16 protein-coding genes and 1 pseudogene are annotated in these 18013 nt (G+C 68.0%); 7 read left to right on the top strand and 10 right to left on the bottom strand.

The genetic code is table 11. The annotated features are described in order from the left end of the window. Positions 1–21 precede the first annotated feature (21 nt). The 3 genes from QQA13_RS05600 (at position 22) to QQA13_RS05590 (ending at position 5143) form a co-directional block, all read left to right on the top strand. A complete protein-coding gene (locus QQA13_RS05600; protein ID WP_108471575.1) occupies positions 22–1344 on the top strand; it encodes an APC family permease in 1323 nt (440 codons plus the stop codon). Next, on the top strand, positions 1341–3443 hold the full coding sequence (locus tag QQA13_RS05595; protein WP_108471576.1) for an FAD-dependent oxidoreductase: 2103 nt from the start codon (positions 1341–1343) through the stop codon (positions 3441–3443). The genes QQA13_RS05600 and QQA13_RS05595 overlap by 4 nt, the downstream gene beginning before the upstream one ends. Before the next feature lie 92 nt (positions 3444–3535). Beyond that, positions 3536–5143, top strand: coding sequence for a carboxyl transferase domain-containing protein (locus QQA13_RS05590; protein WP_108471577.1), 1608 nt, complete (start codon positions 3536–3538; stop codon positions 5141–5143). 19 nt (positions 5144–5162) lie between these two features. On the opposite strand, the gene QQA13_RS05585 is transcribed toward QQA13_RS05590, so the two are convergent. The 7 genes from QQA13_RS05585 to QQA13_RS05555 form a co-directional block, all read right to left on the bottom strand. After that, on the bottom strand, positions 5163–5903 hold the full coding sequence (locus tag QQA13_RS05585; protein ID WP_234411319.1) for a hypothetical protein: 741 nt from the start codon (positions 5901–5903) through the stop codon (positions 5163–5165). 94 nt (positions 5904–5997) lie between these two features. After that, positions 5998–6843 carry an FTR1 family iron permease gene (locus QQA13_RS05580; protein ID WP_108471578.1) on the bottom strand — a complete coding sequence of 282 codons (846 nt, stop codon included), beginning with the start codon at positions 6841–6843 and terminating at the stop codon, positions 5998–6000. A gap of 4 nt (positions 6844–6847) precedes the next feature. After that, a complete protein-coding gene (locus tag QQA13_RS05575) occupies positions 6848–7174 on the bottom strand; it encodes a cupredoxin domain-containing protein (protein WP_108471579.1) in 327 nt (108 codons plus the stop codon). 116 nt (positions 7175–7290) lie between these two features. After that, on the bottom strand, positions 7291–8370 hold the full coding sequence (gene cgtA / locus QQA13_RS05570) for an Obg family GTPase CgtA (protein WP_108471580.1): 1080 nt from the start codon (positions 8368–8370) through the stop codon (positions 7291–7293). Between the two features lie 170 nt (positions 8371–8540). Continuing rightward, entirely contained in the window at positions 8541–8798 is a 258-nt protein-coding gene (rpmA, locus tag QQA13_RS05565) for a 50S ribosomal protein L27 (RefSeq protein WP_077514119.1), read from the bottom strand. 19 nt (positions 8799–8817) lie between these two features. After that, on the bottom strand, positions 8818–9132 hold the full coding sequence (gene rplU, locus QQA13_RS05560) for a 50S ribosomal protein L21 (RefSeq protein ID WP_108471581.1): 315 nt from the start codon (positions 9130–9132) through the stop codon (positions 8818–8820). 112 nt (positions 9133–9244) lie between these two features. Further along, the gene (locus tag QQA13_RS05555) at positions 9245–9874 is read right to left on the bottom strand and encodes a DUF2059 domain-containing protein (protein ID WP_108471582.1); all 630 of its coding nucleotides are present in this window, start codon (positions 9872–9874) and stop codon (positions 9245–9247) included. 149 nt (positions 9875–10023) lie between these two features. On the opposite strand from QQA13_RS05555, the gene uvrA reads away from it, so the two are divergent. Continuing rightward, the gene (gene uvrA, locus QQA13_RS05550; protein ID WP_108471583.1) at positions 10024–12963 is read left to right on the top strand and encodes an excinuclease ABC subunit UvrA; all 2940 of its coding nucleotides are present in this window, start codon (positions 10024–10026) and stop codon (positions 12961–12963) included. Continuing rightward, positions 12960–13403 (top strand): acyl-CoA thioesterase, encoded by a 444-nt coding sequence (locus tag QQA13_RS05545; protein ID WP_108471584.1) that lies wholly within the window; start codon positions 12960–12962, stop codon positions 13401–13403. The genes uvrA and QQA13_RS05545 overlap by 4 nt, the downstream gene beginning before the upstream one ends. A gap of 13 nt (positions 13404–13416) precedes the next feature. On the opposite strand, the gene QQA13_RS05540 is transcribed toward QQA13_RS05545, so the two are convergent. Beyond that, entirely contained in the window at positions 13417–13917 is a 501-nt protein-coding gene (locus QQA13_RS05540; RefSeq protein WP_108471585.1) for a GNAT family N-acetyltransferase, read from the bottom strand. A 193-nt stretch (positions 13918–14110) separates the two neighbouring features. Here QQA13_RS05540 and QQA13_RS05535 point away from each other — a divergent pair, with 193 nt between their 5' ends. Continuing rightward, positions 14111–15568, top strand: a complete 1458-nt coding sequence (locus tag QQA13_RS05535; RefSeq protein WP_108471586.1) for a DUF4139 domain-containing protein — start codon at positions 14111–14113, stop codon at positions 15566–15568. Between the two features lie 17 nt (positions 15569–15585). After that, a complete protein-coding gene (locus QQA13_RS05530) occupies positions 15586–16344 on the top strand; it encodes an enoyl-CoA hydratase/isomerase family protein (protein WP_108471587.1) in 759 nt (252 codons plus the stop codon). 37 nt (positions 16345–16381) lie between these two features. On the opposite strand, the gene QQA13_RS05525 is transcribed toward QQA13_RS05530, so the two are convergent. Then, on the bottom strand, positions 16382–17230 hold the full coding sequence (locus QQA13_RS05525) for a sulfurtransferase (protein ID WP_108471588.1): 849 nt from the start codon (positions 17228–17230) through the stop codon (positions 16382–16384). Continuing rightward, positions 17227–18008 (bottom strand): annotated as a pseudogene (locus QQA13_RS05520) (NUDIX hydrolase). The gene QQA13_RS05525 and the pseudogene QQA13_RS05520 overlap by 4 nt, the downstream one beginning before the upstream one ends. Between the last annotated feature and the right edge of the window lie 5 nt (positions 18009–18013).

The raw sequence follows: 18013 nt of genomic DNA, 5'->3' as shown, positions 1-18013 counted from the left end.
CGAAACCTGGCGGAAGCCGACATGCGCAATGGCAACACGATCGGCTTCTGGACCTGCACCGCGCTGGTGGTAGGCAACGTCATCGGCATGGGCATCTTCGTGCTGCCGGCATCGCTGGCACCGTTCGGCTTCAACGCACTGATCGGCTGGATCATCGTACTGGCCGGCTGCCTGGTGCTGGCCCACGTGTTCTCGCACCTGGCCCGCGCCCTGCCCGATGCCGAAGGCCCATACGGCTACATCCGCCGCACGCTGGGCGAGTTGCCGGCGTACCTGGCGCTGTGGGCGTACTGGGTGTCGCTGTGGCTCACCAATGCCGCGCTCGCCACCGGCGTGGTCGGCTACATGGCAGTGGTGTTTCCGCCGCTGGGCACGCTCCAGCCGGCGCTGTTCGCGCTCGGCCTGCTGTGGGCGGTGGTGGCGATCAACCTGTTCGGCGTGCGCACCGGCGGCGGCGTGCAGATCGTCACCACCGCGCTGAAGCTGCTGCCGATGCTGGCGATCGCCCTGCTCGGTGGCTGGCTGCTGCTGACCGCGCCGGCGAGCTACACCGCGCACCCGCCGACCACGCCGGTCACCCTGGGCGGCGTGATGGCGGCCTCGACCATCGCCCTGTTCGCGATGCTCGGCATCGAGTCGGCCAGCGTGCCGGCAGCAAGGGTGGACGACCCGGCGCGCACGATTCCGCGCTCGACCATGACCGGCACCGTGCTCACCGCGATCATCTACATCATCGTCTCGACCGTGCCGCTGCTGCTGATCCGGCAGCAGGAGCTGGCCGAGGCAAGCGCCCCGTTCGCGCTGCTGATGGACCGCTTCGCCGCCGCCGGTTCCGGGCGCTGGCTGGCGTTGTTCGTGGTGATCAGCGGGCTGGGCGCGCTCAACGGCTGGACCCTGCTGGGTGGCGAACTGACACGCACGATGGCCGGCAGCGGCGTGCTTCCCGCCGTGCTCGCGCGCAACAACCGTCACGGCGCACCGGCGGTGGCGTTGCTGGTCACCGGCACGCTCGCCTCGGTGATGATCGCCATGAGCTACAGCAAGTCGCTGGTGTCGGCGTTCACCTTCCTCACCCGCGTGGTGACCGCCGCGAACCTGCCGCTCTACCTGTGCTGCGCGCTCGCGCTGATCGTGCTGTGGCGGCGGCGCAGCGCAACGTGCGCCACCTGGCGGGCGCTGCTTGCCGGCGTCACCTGCGTGGCGTTCGTGATATTCGCTTTCGTCGGCATCGGCCACGAGCCGTTCGTGTATGCGCTGGGACTGATCGCGGCGGGCCTGCCGCTGTATGCGCTGATGCGCCTGCGCCGCCGCGCCGCGCCGTCTATCGAGGTCATTCCGGAATGAGAGATCCGCGTTACGACATCCTGTTCGAACCTGTGCGGATCGGTCCGGTCACCGCGAAGAACCGCTTCTTCCAGGTGCCGCACTGCAACGGCATGGGCCACGCGATGCCGCTGGCGCACGCGGCGATGCGCGAGACCAAGGCCGAGGGCGGCTGGGCGGTGGTCTCCACCGAGGAATGCGAGATCCACCCCAGCGGCGACCTCACGCCGTACGTCGAGGCGCGGCTGTGGGACGACCGCGACATCCCGGCGCTGGCGTTGATGTGCGACAAGGTGCATGCGCACGGCGCACTGGCCGCGCTGGAGCTGTCGCACAACGGCCCCACCGCGTCGAACCTGTATTCGCGCGAGGTGCTGATCGCGCCCTCGCACCAGCCGACCAAGTACGGCTACCCGCACCAGGCGCGCGCGATGACGCTGCACGATATCCGCGAGTACCGGCGCTGGCACCGCGAGGCGGCGATCCGCGGCAGGCGCGCGGGGATGGACATCATCTACGTCTACGCCGCGCACGACCTGTCGCTGGCGATGCACTTCCTGCAGCGCCGGCGCAACCAGCGCAGCGACGAATACGGCGGCTCGCTGGAAAACCGCGTACGCCTGCTGTGCGAAGTGCTGCAGGACACGAAGGACGCGGTCGGCGATACCTGCGCGGTGGCGTTGCGCTTCGCCACCGAGGAACTGCTCGGCCCCGGTGGCGTGGAGCTGGCCGAGGCCAAGGACATTGTGGGCTTGCTGGCCGAGCTGCCCGACCTGTGGGACGTGAACCTCGCCGCCTGGTACAACGACTCGGTGCCCTCGCGCTTCGCCGCCGAGGGCGCGCAGGAACCGTTCATCGACTTCGTGAAGAAGACCACCAGCAAGCCGGTGGTAGGCGTGGGCCGCTTCACCTCGCCGGACACCATGGTGTCGCAGCTCAAGCGCGGCGTGCTGGACATGATCGGCTGCGCGCGCCCCTCGATCGCGGATCCCTTCTTGCCGGAGAAAATCGAGCAAGGCCGCGTCGACGACATCCGCGAGTGCATCGGTTGCAACATCTGCGTCTCCGGCGACATGACCATCTCGCCGATCCGCTGCACGCAGAACCCGACCATGGGCGAGGAATGGCGCAAGGGCTGGCACCCGGAACGCATCGCCCCGGCGCGCACGCCGGCGCGCGTGCTGGTGGTGGGCGCCGGTCCGGCCGGACTGGAGGCCGCGCGCGCGCTCGGCCAGCGTGGCTATGACGTGAGCCTGGCCGAAGCACGCAAGGAGCTCGGCGGCCGCGTCACCCGCGAAGCGCGCCTGCCCGGCCTGGCCGAATGGGCGCGCGTGCGCGACTGGCGCGTCGGGCAGATCAACAAGCTCGCGAATATAGCCGTCTATCTCGATTCGGTCCTGACCGCGCAGGATGTGCTCGACTTCGGCGCCGAACACGTGGTGCTGGCCACCGGCTGCCACTGGCGCCGCGACGGCTACGGCCGCAGCAACGGATTCGCCATCCCCGGCTTCGTCGACAGCGCGCGAATCCATACGCTGGACGACCTGATGGACGGCCACCTGCCGGAGGGACACGTGGTGGTGTTCGACGACGACGGCTTCTACTACGCCAGCGTGGCGGCCGAACTGCTGCGTGCCCACGGCTGCGACGTGACCTACCTGACCCCCGACGACAGCATCGCGCCGTGGAGCCAGCACACGCTCGACTACCGGCATATCCGCAAGCGCATGGCCGAACTGGGGATCGAGTCGCTGGTGTCGCACGACATCGCCGGCTACGACGGCACCACGCTCAGCGTCGAAGACGTCTGGAACCACCGGCGCCGCGAACTGGCCTGCGAGGCGGTGGTTACCGTCACGGCCCGCCTGCCCGACGACGCGCTGCACCAGGCACTGCGGCAGCGCGAAGCGGAGTGGGCCGATGCCGGCATCCGCTCGCTGCGCTGCATTGGCGACGCCGAAGCGCCGGGGCTGATCGCGCATGCGGTCTACGCCGGCCACCGCCATGCCCGCGAACTGGAGGAACCAGCCACCGGCGAGGTCGCGTTCAAGCGGCATTTCCACACCGCGCACGCCGACGACCTGCGGCGCGATCCACCGGCGCAGGGTTCCCGCACGTAGCACGATCGGGAGGACCTGCCGCAGCCCATGGTTCTGGCGAACAGCCGTCAACGCTATCATCGGCGTTCGATTCCTTCCGGCCAGCACGCACCATGAGCATCATCGCCTCGCAGATCGACCCGCGTTCGCCCGAGTTCCAGGCCAGCAGCAGCCAGCTGCGCGCCGTGGTGGACGACCTCCAGCGCGAACTGGTACGCAGCGCGGAAGGCGGTGGCACGAAAGCGCGCGACAAGCACGTCGCCCGCGGCAAGCTGCTGCCGCGCGAGCGCATCCGCGCCCTGCTCGATCCCGGCTCACCGTTCCTGGAACTGTCGCCGCTGGCCGCACACGGCATGTACGACGATGCCGCGCCGGCCGCAGGCTTGATCACCGGCATCGGCCGGGTCAACGGCATCGAGGTGGTGGTGGTCGCCAACGACGCCACGGTCAAGGGCGGCACCTATTTCCCGATGACGGTGAAAAAGCACCTGCGCGCGCAGGAAGTGGCGCTGGAGAACCGCCTGCCCTGCATCTACCTGGTCGACTCCGGCGGTGCCTTCCTGCCACTGCAGGACGAGGTGTTCCCGGACAAGGAACACTTCGGCCGGATCTTCTACAACCAGGCGCGGATGAGTGCGTTGAACATCCCGCAGATCGCGGTGGTGATGGGCTCGTGCACCGCCGGCGGCGCCTACGTGCCGGCGATGAGCGACGAGACCATCATCGTGCGCGAGCAGGGCACCATCTTCCTCGGCGGCCCGCCGCTGGTGAAGGCCGCTACCGGCGAGGTGGTCGATGCCGAGACGCTGGGTGGCGCGGACGTGCACACGTCGATCTCCGGCGTGGCCGACCACTACGCCGAGAACGACGCGCACGCGCTGGCGATCGCGCGCGACATCGTGGCCAGCCTCAACCGCAAGAAGGACATGCCGCTGGCGCTGCGCGCGCCGGTCGAACCGAAGTACCCGGCCGAGGAACTCTACGGCGTGATTCCGCAGGACACCCGCCGCCCGTTCGACATCCGCGAGGTGATCGCGCGCATCGTCGACGGTTCCGAGTTCCACGAGTTCAAGGCGCGCTACGGCAAGACCCTGGTCTGCGGCTTCGCGCATATCCATGGTTACCCGGTGGGCGTCGTTGCCAACAACGGCATCCTGTTCGCCGAGAGCGCGCTCAAGGGCGCGCATTTCATCGAGCTGTGCAACCAGCGCAACGTGCCGCTGGTGTTCCTGCAGAACATCACCGGCTTCATGGTCGGCAAGAAGTACGAACAGGCCGGCATCGCCAAGGACGGCGCGAAGATGGTGACCGCGGTGGCCTGCTCGCACGTGCCGAAGTTCACCGTGGTGATCGGCGGCAGCTTCGGCGCCGGCAACTACGCGATGTGCGGCCGCGCCTACGGCGCCCGTTTCCTGTGGATGTGGCCGAACGCGCGCATCTCGGTGATGGGCGGCGAGCAGGCCGCCAGCGTGCTGGCCACGGTCAAGCGCGACGGCATCGAGACGGCGGGCAAATCCTGGAGCGCGGAGGACGAGGAAGCGTTCAAGGCGCCGATCCGCGAGCAGTACGAGCGCCAGGGCCACCCCTACTACGCCAGCGCGCGGCTGTGGGACGACGGCATCATCGACCCGGTGGACACCCGCCGCGTGCTCGGCCTGGCGATCTCCGCCTCGCTCAACGCGCCGATCGAACCGCAGCGCTACGGCGTGTTCCGCATGTAACGCCGCGGTGGCCGATGGCTCAGAAGAACTCGTATTCGAGCTGGACCAGCCAGGTGCGACGCGGAGCCGCCGCGTTGATGCCCAGCAGCACGCCGAAGCGGTATTCCAGGTTGCCGCTGCTGTGCGGCACATGCCATTCGCCAGCGACGACCGGGCCGGCCTGGTACGCATCGTCATCGGGGCGACCATAGGCCTCGATACCCGGGCGGAACGCGCTCGACACGGCGTAGGTCCCTGCGTAGCTGTAGCGGAACTCGGTTCCGGACGCGGCACCCGCGCCGACGTGCTGCTCCCAGATCAGGTTGACCCGGTGGTCGAAGCGGCCCACGGTCTTCTCGATCAGCGGACCGAACTCGATTTCGCCGGGCCCGCCATCCTTGGGGCGGCCATAGGATGCGAGCAAGCCGAAGTCCGCCCAGTAGCGCCCCGGTTCGGTGAGCTGAAAGGTGTTTTCGAACTCGTAGCCCACCAGCCTTCCGCCGGCGCCCGGCTCCTTTTCGTATTCGGCGAGATAGAGCTCGGGCTTCCACCAGCCGGTGAAGGCGTGCGCCACGGACAATTCGGCGGCGCGCTGGCCACCCATGTCCGATCGGCCGTCGTCGAAGCTGTAGCCGCGCAACTCGACCTCGGTCTGGGTCGCGATCACGTGCGGCGAATACACGATGAAATCATCGGCATGCGCACGCCCGGCACCTGCCAGCGTGACGGTAGCGAACAACATCAGGCAGGCGCCGCGGGAGAATCGGAAGTAGGTGATCACGCAGGAGCTTCCTTGGCATCAGGTTCGGGGAAATCGGGCGCGCACCGCACCCGCTTGAGAGGACAAGCCGCGACGGCGTGGCCGGTATGCGGAATCAGGACTGGGGTGCTGCAATCGCCGCGGCCGCATGGCCGGCACGCGGGGCGGCAGCGCGAGCGACCCAGCGCATGCCGCCCAGCAGGAGCAGCAGGGTGGCGGTGTAGAACACCAGCATGATCCCGGACGGGCGGGCGTCGTAACCGATCAGGATATGCAGCGTCTGCCCCGGCAGCGAGTCATTCGACAACAGCCAGGAACTGTCCCACAGCGGGTCGGTGAGCGCCGGCAGCAGATCGGCCTGCACCAGATATCGCGCCGCTGACGACGCCAGGCCCGCAGCCAGCAACATCAGCATCGCATTGGTCGCATCGAAGAAATGCCGCAGCGGGATCCGCAACAGACCGTAATACAGGGCGAAGCCCACTGCGGTACCCGCGATCACGCCCAGCGCCAGCCCGCCGAGTACGCCCACCGCGCCGCCGGCCACCATGCCATACAGAAACAGCACCACTTCCGAGCCCTCGCGCAGCACGGCCAAGGCCACGACCAGCAACAGCATCATCAACGAGCTTGAGCCGCTCTGAACGGCGCCTCCCAACGCCTTCATCTCCGCCGCCATCGCCCGTCCATGGCTGGACATCCAAAGCACATGCCAGCTGATCATGAGTACGGCGGCCAGCAGCACGCCAGCGTTGAAGACTTCCTGGCCGACGCCGCTGAAGGCGTTCGCCAGCGAAGCAGCGGACAGCGCGACCAGCAGCGCGCCCAGCACGCCAAGGATCAGGCCGCCGCCGACAAACAGCCCGCGCCGCGGTACCCCGCGGGTGGCCGCACAAACGATGGTGATGATCAGGGCAGCTTCCAGGACTTCCCGGAAAACCAGCAGTGCGATACCTGGCATATGGCTACTCCACCACCAGCGTGCCTTGCGCCGTGTCCTGATGGAAGTCGCCGAAGAACTTGTAGTGTCCGGCGGCAAGCGGGCCTACGTAGATATGGGCCGAGCTGTTCGGCATCACGATCTTCTCGCGATTGAACTCGGTGCTCTCGAACTCCTCCGGCGAAGCGTCGCGGTTCTCGATCACCAGCTTGAACTTGGTGCCGGCCGGCACCTTCAGTTCGGTCGGCTGGTAGACGTGGTTCTGGATGACCAGCTTGTATTCCTGCAGATCTCCCGCCATTGCCGCCACACTGGCCAGCATCAGGCCGAGAACGATGAGAAACCGCTGCATGTGACCAACCCTCTACCCGTCGAGAAGGTCTATATGATAATCATTCTTATTTGTGTCCGCAATACATCCGGCTGCCGTTCCGGCCGGGTTGCGTCAACCGGCACGCCTCGCCGGATTCAGCCTTGCGGCGCTTCCCCGCGCAGACGCACGTCGTTCGGCAGCATGTCGATACGTTTCACGCTGGCCTCGCGCTGCGATTCGAAGAAACGCTGCACCTGCTGACACACGGCCATGGTGTTCTCGCGCGCGATCGCCGAGACCAGGAACCACGGCTCGGACCAGCCCAGCTCGGCGATGATCTTTTCCGCCACCGCCTGGCGCTCGTCCGCGGCCAGCATGTCGGCCTTGTTCAGCACCAGCCAGCGCGGGCGTTCCAGCAGTTCCGGGTTGAACTTCTGCAGCTCCTGCTCGATCGCGCGCACCTGGGCGGCCACGTCGGAACCGTCGATCGGCGCAATGTCTACGATGTGCAGCAGCAGGCTGGTGCGCGCCACGTGACGCAGGAACTGGATGCCCAGCCCGGCGCCCTCGGAGGCGCCCTCGATCAGGCCGGGGATGTCGGCGATCACGAAGCTCTGGTCGGTGCCGAGGCTGACCACGCCCAGGTTCGGGTGCAGCGTGGTGAACGGGTAGTCCGCCACCCGCGGCGTCGCCGCCGACACCGCGCGGATGAAGGTGGACTTGCCGGCGTTGGGGAAACCGAGCAGGCCGACGTCGGCCAGCAGGCGCAGTTCCAGCTTCAGCTCGCGCACCTCGCCCGGCGTGCCCGGGGTGGCCTTGCGTGGCGCCCGGTTCACCGACGTCTTGAAGTGGATGTTGCCCAAGCCACCCTTGCCGCCCTGTGCCACCAGCATGCGCTGGCCATGGGCGGTCAGGTCGCCGATCACCTCGTCGGTGTCGACGTTGGTAATCATGGTGCCGACCGGCACGCGGATCGTGGTGTCCTCGCCGCCCTTGCCATACATCTGGCTGCCCATGCCGTTCTCGCCGCGCTTGGCCTTGAAGCTGCGCTGGTGACGGAAGTCGACCAGGGTGTTCAGGCCCTCGTCGGCGACCAGCCAGACCGAGCCGCCGAAACCGCCATCGCCGCCGTCGGGGCCACCGAACGGGATGAACTTCTCGCGGCGGAAGCTGATGCAGCCATTGCCGCCGTCACCGGCCTGGACCTTGATGTTTGCTTCGTCGACGAATTTCATGGGGGTGCCGGGAATGGGGAATGGAGAATCGGGAATGGGAGGGGCGCACAATCAGGATAGGGTACGGGACTTGTGGAAACCCCGCTTTTTACCGTTCCCCCTTCCCCATTCCTTGCCGCAAACGAAAAACCCCGCCGAAGCGGGGCCTTCGCTATCGCGTCGCGGAAGGCTTACGCCTGGACGACGTCGACGAAACGGCGGTTCTTGTCGCCGCGCACGGCGAAGTGGACCTTGCCGTCGACCAGCGCGAACAGCGTGTGGTCACGACCCAGACCCACGCCGGTGCCCGGATGGAACTGGGTGCCACGCTGACGCACGATGATGTTGCCGGCTTCGATGGCCTGGCCACCGTAGACCTTGACGCCGAGGTACTTCGGGTTCGAATCGCGACCGTTGCGGCTGGAACCTACGCCTTTTTTATGTGCCATGACTCAATGCTCCAGTTGCTCAGGCGTTGATGCCCGTGATCTCGATTTCGGTGAAATGCTGCCGATGGCCCTGCTGGCGCTTGTAATGCTTGCGGCGGCGGAACTTGATGATGCGGATCTTGTCGGCACGGCCGTGCTTGCGCACGGTGGCGCTGACGGTGGCGCCCGCGACGACCGGCGCACCGACGGTGACCGACTCGCCGGAACCGACCAGCAACACCTGGTCGAAGCTCACGCTGGCGCCTTCTTCGGCGGTCAACAGCTCCACGCGCAGCACGTCGCCCTGCTGCACACGGTACTGCTTGCCACCGGTTTTGATGACTGCGTAACTCATGGGAATGCCCTTCTGTCGTTATTCTCTTGGGTATCGCCATGACCCATTCAGGTCTGGCGAACTGCGGATTGTAGCGGCGCACCCATGCACTGGTCAAATACTAAGCAGCCGGCTAGGACCGGGCCGGGGCCGGCGTTCCGGACTTTGCCGGAACCGGCGTGGCCGACTTGGGCCGGGGCTTGGCCGCCGGCTTGTGGTGGTGCGTCGTTTTGTGCCTAACGTGCTTTTTCACTGGCCGGGTCGCCGGCCTGGTCTCGCTCTTGGCAGCCTCCGGCGCGGCCGGACAGCGGCCCTGCGCGTCGAGGCTGCCCTTCTTCTCCAGCTCCTGCAGCATCGTGCGGGTGCGCTCCTGCCCCCACTGCTGGCCCACCTGGGTCGCCTCGGCCATGGCCGCAGGCATCTCGGTCAGCACCTTCTGGCCCAGCGGCGAGCGGTAGAACTTGAGCAGCCCGTCGATCTCCTCGCCACTGAAATGGCGCTGGAACACCGGGACCATGCGCTGCATGACGGCCGCGGCGCCGTCGCTGTCGACGAACCCCTGCCAGTAGGCCGCCGGCACGCAAGGCAGCTTCTGCTGCATCAGCGTGGCCATCTGCGTGTTCATCTGGCCGAGGGTCTGCTCCATCCGCATCACCTTGAACAGGTCGCGCACCTGCTGCTCGCTGGGTGCCACAGCCGCCGCGGCCGCTCCGCAGAAAACGAGCAGCCACAGCAGGGCGCCGATCCGGATCCGGGTGCGCATGGGCGGTGATCTCCGACGTGGCGGCCTCGTGGCCGGGAAGCCATGCATTAGGCCATACGCTGCCGCCCACCGGAACTTTCCGGCTGAAGCGGCAATAACTGACCTGCCCAGGTTGGTATAGTGCACGTTCCCCCCCATATCCGGCGTCCATGGACACCATTCGCATCCGCGGCGCACGCACGCACAACCTCAAGAACATCGACCTCGACCTCCCCCGCGACCAGTTGATCGTGATCACCGGCCTGTCCGGCTCCGGCAAATCCTCGCTGGCGTTCGACACCATCTACGCCGAAGGCCAGCGCCGCTACGTGGAATCGCTGTCGTCCTATGCACGGCAGTTCCTGTCGATGATGGAGAAGCCCGACGTCGACCACATCGAAGGCCTGTCGCCGGCGATCTCGATCGAGCAGAAATCCACCTCGCATAACCCGCGCTCCACCGTCGGCACCATCACCGAGGTGTACGACTACCTGCGCCTGCTGTATGCCCGCGTCGGCACGCCGCGCTGCCCGGACCACGGCATCCCGCTGGAGGCGCAGACGGTAAGCCAGATGGTGGACGCCACGCTCGCACTCGACCCCGAGCAGCGCTACATGCTGCTGGCGCCGGTGATCCGCGAGCGCAAGGGCGAGCACGTGCAGGTGTTCGAGCAGCTGCGCGCGCAGGGCTTCGTGCGCGCCCGCGTCGACGGCGCGGTGTACGACCTGGACGCGGTGCCGCCGCTGGGGTTGCGCATCAAGCACACCATCGAGGTGGTGGTGGATCGTTTCCGCCCACGCGAAGACATCAAGCAGCGCCTGGCCGAATCGTTCGAGACCGCGCTGCGACTGGGCGACGGGCTGGTGATCCTGGCCAACATGGATGCAACCGACGCGCCCGAACAGATGCTGTCCTCACGCTACTCCTGCCCGGTCTGCGACTACTCGCTGCCGGAGCTGGAACCGCGCCTGTTCTCGTTCAACTCGCCGGTGGGCGCCTGTCCCACTTGCGACGGACTGGGCGTGACCCAGGTGTTCGATCCGGCGCGCGTGGTCAGCCATCCGGAGCTGTCGCTGGCCAGCGGCGCGGTGCGCGGCTGGGACCGGCGCAACGCGCACTATTTCCAGCTGATCCTGTCGCTGGCCGCGCACTACGGCTTCGACGTGGACACGCCGTGGAACAAACTCCCTGCGGACGTCCAGAAGGCCGTCCTGTACGGCAGCAGCAAGGACAAGATCGCCTTCCGCTACCTCACCGAACGTGGCGGCAAGGTCACCCGCGAGCACGCGTTCGAGGGCATCCTGCCGAACCTGGAGCGGCGCTACAAGGAAACCGAATCCGCCGCGGTGCGCGAGGAGCTGGCCAAGTACATCAGCGACCAGCCCTGCCCTGCCTGCGAAGGCCAGCGACTGAACCGCTCGGCCCGCAACGTGTTCGTCGCCGACCACGCCTTGCCCGCGCTCACGCATCGTTCCATCGACGACGCGCTGGCGTTCTTCGAGGAGCTGAAGCTCACCGGCTGGCGCGGCGAGATCGCGGTGAAGATCGTCAAGGAGATCCGCGAACGGCTGAGCTTCCTCAACGACGTGGGCCTGAACTACCTGACCCTGGACCGCCAGGCCGACTCGCTCTCCGGCGGCGAAGCGCAACGCATCCGCCTCGCCTCGCAGATCGGCGCCGGCCTGGTCGGCGTGATGTACGTGCTGGACGAGCCGTCCATCGGCCTGCACCAGCGCGACAACGAACGCCTGCTCGGCACGCTGACCCGGCTGCGCGACCTCGGCAACACGGTGATCGTGGTCGAGCACGACGAGGACGCGATCCGCATGGCCGACCACGTGCTCGACATCGGCCCCGGCGCCGGCGTGCACGGCGGCGAGATCGTGGCGCAGGGCTCGGTGCAGGACATGCTCGACTCGCCGCGCTCGGTCACCGGCCAGTTCCTCTCCGGCGCACGCGCGATCGAGGTGCCGAAGGAGCGCCGCCAGCCGATCGACAACGATTCGTGGCTGCAGCTGAAAGGCGCCAGCGGCAACAACCTCAAACACGTCGACCTGGCGATCCCGGCCGGGCTGTTCACCTGCGTCACCGGCGTCTCCGGCTCCGGCAAGTCCACCCTGGTCAACGACACCTTGTTCCGGCTCGCTGTCGCCGAACTCAACGGCGCCGGCACGCAAGCCGCTCCGTACCAGTCGGTGCAGGGCTTGCAGCTGTTCGACAAGGTGGTCGACATCGACCAGTCGCCGATCGGCCGCACGCCGCGCTCCAATCCTGCTACCTACACCGGCCTGTTCACCCCGCTGCGCGACATGTTTTCGCAGGTGCCGGAAGCGCGCTCGCGTGGCTACACCCCCGGCCGCTTCAGCTTCAACGTGCGCGGCGGCCGCTGCGAGGCGTGCGAAGGCGACGGCATGCTCAAGGTGGAGATGCACTTCCTGCCCGACGTCTACGTGCCGTGCGACGTCTGCCACGGCAAGCGCTACAACCGCGAGACGCTGGAAATCCTGTACAAGGGCCACACCATCGCCGACGTGCTCGACATGACGGTGGAGGACGCGCTGAAGCTGTTCGAGAACGTGCCGACCATCGCGCGCAAGCTCGACACGCTGCGCGCCGTGGGCCTCGATTACATCAAGCTCGGCCAGAGCGCGACCACGCTGTCCGGCGGCGAGGCGCAGCGCGTGAAGCTGTCCAAGGAGCTGTCCAAGCGCGACACCGGCAACACCTTGTACATCCTCGACGAGCCCACTACCGGCTTGCACTTCCACGACATCGAGCAGTTGCTCGATGTACTACACCAGCTGGTCGACCAGGGCAACACCGTGGTGGTGATCGAGCACAACCTGGACGTGATCAAGACCGCCGACTGGGTCGTCGACCTCGGCCCCGAGGGCGGTGCCGGCGGTGGCCGCATCCTGGTTGCCGGCACGCCGGAAACCGTGGCGGCCACAGCCGAATCGCACACCGGCCATTTCCTCGCGCCCCACCTGAAGCCGGCCAAGCCGAAACAGTCCGGCGCCCCCAAGCGCATCAAGGCCGCCACCAAACACATCGCCTCGGCCGACAAGTACAAGCCGATGCGCGGAAGCGGAAAGAAAAAATCCTCATGAGCACCCACTCACCCGGTACCACCGAAACCAGGACCGACACCTCAGACGTGCCGCTGTTCGTCGCCTCGCTCGGCGTGCGCTGGCGCGACCTCGACGCGTTCAACCACGTCAACAATTCCAACTACCTCACCTACCTGGAAGAGGCGCGGCTGCAGTGGCTGAGCCACGTGCCCGGGCCGTGGTTCGACGAGCACGCGATGCCGGTGATGGCCGCCAGCCAGGTCAACTACCGCCGCCCGATCGCCTGGCCCGCGCAATTGCAGGTGCAGCTGTTCTGCGAGCGCATGGGCAACAGCTCGATGACGATCGCGCACCGGGTGATCGATGCCGAACGCCCCGACCAGCTGTACTGCGACGGCCACGTGGTGATGGTGTGGATGGACCCGGCCAGCGGCAAGCCGGTGCCATTGCCCGAGGCGATCCGCAGCACCGCGGGATAAACCGCCCACGCTCCTAGGAGTCGCCCGACTCCAGTTCCAGCGACATGTACCAGGTACCCGGCACCGGGTTGTCGTAATACGGCGCCACCGGACGAAAACCCAGTGCGAGGTAGAGCTGCCGGGCCGCCTGCATCGAGGCCAGCGTGTCCAGCAGCATGCGCACGTAGCCAGCTTTGGCGGCCCATGTGATCACCGCCTCGGCCAGTCGCCGCCCCAGCGCCTGTCCGCGCGCCGCGGGCCGCACGTAGAGGCGCTTGATCTCGCATACGCCCGCCTGCCGCCAGGGTCGCAACGCCACGCAACCCTGGGTCACTCCTGCGCCATCACGCGCGATCAGGATCACGCCCCGCGGAGGCGCGTACTTGCCGGGCAGCTGTGCCAGCTCCGCGTCCACGTCCTGGAAGGAAAGGTCGATGCCGAGGCTGTCGATGTATTCGGCGAACAGCTCGCGCACGACCTCGATATCGTCCGGCAGTCGGACGGGCGCGATATGGATCGTCGAAGATGCAGACATGGTCGGGGCGCCCACAAGGAATCCGCACACCACGATAATGAATCCGCACCAGCGACGCTTGGACAATCCTGACCAACGGCACGGGAAGCGGCGCGAATGTCGCATTCCCCGGTACGCAGCGACGCAGTCGGCGCACGGCAGACACGTACCGTCGCTATGATGACGATCCGGTCCCCACGATGGAAGGCGCCTCATGACGACAGCACATCGCTCCGCACTTGCCCTCGCCTGCATCGCTGCCTTGGGCGGCGCATGGCCGGCATATGCCGCCGACACCACCGCGCTCACCCTGTATCGCAACGACAGCGCCGCCCTGTACGCCAGCAAGGGAGGCGGCGACGTCGATGATGGCTACGCGGTGGTACGCGAGCAGCGTTCGCTGAGCCTCGCCGCCGGCACCCACGACGTGGTGATCGGCGACCTGCCGAATTCGCTCGACGCCGAGGCACTGGCACTGGGTTTCCCCGACGGCAACGCGAAGGTGATCTCGCAGCGTCTGTTGCTGGCGCAGGGCACGAGCGCAGCGCTGACCGGGCTGGTCGGCCACACCGTGGACGTACTCGGTGCCGGCGGCCTGCCGCTGGCCAGTGGCACCTTGCTGCGGGCCGGCGACGGCCTGCTGGTGCGCGACGACAACGGGCATGCCACCCTGGTCAGCAACTATGCCGCCGTGCGCAGCAGCGGCGCGGATTTCCCCAGCGGCTCCAGCCTGAGCCTGCGCGTGGATGCCACGCGCACCGGCCCAACCCGCGCCGTGCTCAGCTACCCCACCGCCGGCCTCGGCTGGCGCGCTGCCTACGTGGCCACGCTGCAACCTGGCACGGCCTGCCGCATGCAGTTCGAGTCGCGCGCCAGCATCGCCAACCGCAGCGGCCGCGACTGGCACGACGCACGAGTCACCCTGACCGCCGGCGAACCGAACATGGCCAAGGCGTCGGGGCCGCGGCCGATGGCGTCGATGGCGCGCGGCTTCAACGCGAAGGCCGAAGCCATGCCGCAGCAGGACAGCCTCGGCGACTACCGCAGCTACACCCTGTCCGGCGCGGTCGAGCTGCCCGACGGCAGCATCAGCCAGGTGCCGCTGTACGCCACGCGCACGCTGGATTGCGTGCGCACCGCGCTGTACGAGAATGGCAACAGCTACCAGCCGCCGCGCCCGATCCTGGAACGCGACTACAATCCGGGCGGCGGCAGCACGATTGTCAGCACGCTGCAGCTGCAGGCGTTCGACAGCCTGCCGGCCGGCTACCTGCGCGTGCTCACCGCCGACAGGAACGGCGCGCCGCAATTCATCGGCGAGGGCCGCATCGAGGACACCCCGAAAGGCAGCGACGCCACCATCACCCTGGGCACCGCGTTCGACCTGCGCGCCGAACGCGCACGCACCGCCTTCCACGTCGACAAGGCCGGCCACACGCTGGACGAGGCGTTCCGTATCAGCCTTACCAACGCCAGCGACAGCACCCGCACAGTGACCGTGCGCGAGCATCCCGGCCGCTGGCGCCAGTGGACACTGGTTTCTTCCAGCAGCAAGCCGGGCAGACAGACGCCAGACACGCTGGAGTTCCGCGTCGACGTGCCGGCCAACGGCAAGGCCGTGCTGGACTACGCGGTGCGCTACCAGTGGACCGCCGACGAACAACCGCAATAACCCGACCGGAGTTTTCCATGCTCAACCTCGCCAACCACGACCACGGCATCCGCGAGATCCAGCTCGCCCGGCCGCCGGTCAACGCGCTGAACCTGGAACTGCTGCACGCGTTGCACGCCGCCATCGACGACGCCGTGCAGGGCGGCGTGCGCGGCATCGTGCTGTCCGGCGCGCAGGGGCTGTTCTCTGCCGGCGTCGACGTGCCTGCCCTGCTGCAGCGCGACCGTGCCGGCGTGCGCGAGTACTGGCGCGAGTTCTTCGCGCTGTGCGGCAGCCTGGCCCGCGCGCCGATCCCGCTGGTCGCGGCGATCACCGGCCACAGCCCGGCTGGCGGCGCGGTGCTGGCGCTGTTCTGCGACTACCGGGTGATGGCCGAAGGCCCGTACCGGATCGGCCTCAACGAAGTGCAGGTCGGACTGATCGTGCCCGAGGCGATCCAGCTGGCGCTGCGCCGCGTGGTCGGTACCTACCGCGCCGAACGCCTGTTGGTCGCCGGCGCGATGATCGAGTCCGCCGAGGCGCTGGCCTGCGGTTTCGTCGACGAACTCACCGGTGTCGACCAGGTCGCGACCCGCGCGATCCGCTGGCTGGAAAATCTGCTGGCGCTGCCCTCGCACGCCATGCTGACCACCCGCGCACTGGCCCGCGCCGACCTCGCCGCCGCCTACGCCGACATGGACGCGCTGCCGCTGGACGATTTCGTCGAGGCGTTCTTCCACCCGCAGACGCAGGCGGTGCTGCAGCAACTGGTCGCGCGGCTCAAAGAGAAGAAATGAACGTGCTGCAGGAGCGCACAGGGTGCGCTCCTGCACGTCAGCCGGTTGCCACCGGCCGCGACGGGTCGCTGACCCAGCCGCTCCACGACGGCGCGTACAGGCGCGAGCCATGCAGGCCGGCGTGTTCCATCGCCAGCAGGTTGTAGCAGGCGGTGACGCCAGAGCCGCACATGTGCACGACCTGGTCGGGCGTGGCCTCGCCCAGCACCGCGGCGAATTCCTCGCGAAGCTGCGCCGGCGGCTTGAAATGGCCGTCGGCGAGCAGGTTGTCGACGTACGGCCGGTTGCGTGCGCCGGGCACGTGGCCGGCGGCACGGTCCAGCGGCTCGACGTCACCGCGGTAGCGTGCGGCGGCGCGGGCATCGAGCAGCAGCGGCGCCGGCACGGCATGCAGGGCGGCATGGTCGACGATCACCTGCCGCGCATCCCAGGCCAGCGTCACTTCGGTCGGCGCGCGCGGAGGGACCGCCGTTTCCAGCGGCTGCCCGGCCGCCTGCCATGCGGCGATGCCGCCGTCGAGTACCGCCACGTCCCGTACGCCGGCCAATCGCAGCAGCCACCACAGGCGGGCGGCTGCCAGCGCACCCGGCCCGGCGTCGTAGCTCACCACCTGCAGGCCCGGCCTCCAGCCCCAGCGGCCGAGCACGGCGCCGAACGCCGTCGCCAGCGGCAGCGGATGCCGGCCGAGCCCCTCGGGCACGCGCGACATGTCGGACAGGTCGCGTGCCAGGTCGGCGAACACGGCACCGGGGATATGCCCAGCCAGATACTGGCGTTCGCCCTGCGCGCGATCGGCCAGGTCGACGCGGCAGTCGACGATCAGCACGTCGCTGGCCGGCAACGCGGCCAGCGCGGCAACGTCGATCAGGGTGGTCTTCAGCGTCATGTGCGTCCCATCCTCTGCAGCAGGTTGTACAGCATCGCGGCGGTGGCGCCCCAGATGCGATGGCCACCGTGGACGAATTCCACCATCGGCCGCTGCTGGCCGCGGAATTCCATCGTATAGCGGCGCAGGTTGGCCGGCTCCAGCAGGAACGCCAGCGGCACTTCGAACACTTCGGCCACCTCGTCCGGCGCCGGGTACAGCCGGGCCGCGGCGGCGATCTGCGCCACCACCGGGGTAATGCAGTAGCCGCTGATCGTCTCGAAGCGGTCGAGGTAGCCGAGCGGCGTCACCAGCGTGCGGTCCAGGCCGATCTCCTCCTCGCTCTCGCGCAGCGCGGTGGCCACCGCGTCGCCGTCGCCCGGGTCGCTGCGCCCGCCGGGAAACGCCACTTGGCCAGCATGCGCCTGCAGGCTGTCGTTGCGCACGGTAAGCACCAGCCGCGGCTGCACGCCTTCGCGAAAGCCCACCAGCACCGCGGCCGGCAAACGCTGGCTGTTGCCGAGCAACAGGGACATGTCCGCGTGGTTCCAGCCCGGCCCGGTCGGCGGCGTCGACAACGGCCGCAGCGCTGCCACCAGTGTGTCGATCATGGCGACGGTCGCAGCGGCAGGATGTCGCGCATCACGCGCAGCCGTTCGGCGTCGCTCATCCCGCGCCAGCGGCCGATTTCCTCGCCAGTGCGCCGACAACCGACGCAGTAGCCATCCGCATCCAGGCGGCAGATGCCGATGCAAGGGGTCAAGGGCGGAATGGGTGCGGGATCGGCGGCGTTCGACATGCCCC

It is taken from the genome of Rhodanobacter thiooxydans (assembly GCF_030291135.1).
Classification (GTDB): Bacteria; Pseudomonadota; Gammaproteobacteria; order Xanthomonadales; family Rhodanobacteraceae; genus Rhodanobacter; species Rhodanobacter thiooxydans_A.
The sequence above is the reverse complement of the archived record's forward strand: the minus strand, read 5'-3'. Positions and strand labels throughout refer to the sequence as shown.

Coding starts and splice junctions, on each gene's coding strand:
- QQA13_RS05545 (WP_108471584.1), top strand. CDS start 12,960: ATGAGCACCCACTCACCCGGTACCACCGAAACCAGGACCGACACCTCA.
- QQA13_RS05555 (WP_108471582.1), bottom strand. CDS start 9,874: ATGCGCACCCGGATCCGGATCGGCGCCCTGCTGTGGCTGCTCGTTTTC.
- QQA13_RS05590 (WP_108471577.1), top strand. CDS start 3,536: ATGAGCATCATCGCCTCGCAGATCGACCCGCGTTCGCCCGAGTTCCAG.
- QQA13_RS05525 (WP_108471588.1), bottom strand. CDS start 17,230: ATGACGCTGAAGACCACCCTGATCGACGTTGCCGCGCTGGCCGCGTTG.
- rplU (WP_108471581.1), bottom strand. CDS start 9,132: ATGAGTTACGCAGTCATCAAAACCGGTGGCAAGCAGTACCGTGTGCAG.
- QQA13_RS05540 (WP_108471585.1), bottom strand. CDS start 13,917: ATGTCTGCATCTTCGACGATCCATATCGCGCCCGTCCGACTGCCGGAC.
- cgtA (WP_108471580.1), bottom strand. CDS start 8,370: ATGAAATTCGTCGACGAAGCAAACATCAAGGTCCAGGCCGGTGACGGC.
- QQA13_RS05595 (WP_108471576.1), top strand. CDS start 1,341: ATGAGAGATCCGCGTTACGACATCCTGTTCGAACCTGTGCGGATCGGT.
- QQA13_RS05575 (WP_108471579.1), bottom strand. CDS start 7,174: ATGCAGCGGTTTCTCATCGTTCTCGGCCTGATGCTGGCCAGTGTGGCG.
- QQA13_RS05580 (WP_108471578.1), bottom strand. CDS start 6,843: ATGCCAGGTATCGCACTGCTGGTTTTCCGGGAAGTCCTGGAAGCTGCC.
- QQA13_RS05600 (WP_108471575.1), top strand. CDS start 22: ATGCGCAATGGCAACACGATCGGCTTCTGGACCTGCACCGCGCTGGTG.
- QQA13_RS05530 (WP_108471587.1), top strand. CDS start 15,586: ATGCTCAACCTCGCCAACCACGACCACGGCATCCGCGAGATCCAGCTC.
- QQA13_RS05535 (WP_108471586.1), top strand. CDS start 14,111: ATGACGACAGCACATCGCTCCGCACTTGCCCTCGCCTGCATCGCTGCC.
- uvrA (WP_108471583.1), top strand. CDS start 10,024: ATGGACACCATTCGCATCCGCGGCGCACGCACGCACAACCTCAAGAAC.
- rpmA (WP_077514119.1), bottom strand. CDS start 8,798: ATGGCACATAAAAAAGGCGTAGGTTCCAGCCGCAACGGTCGCGATTCG.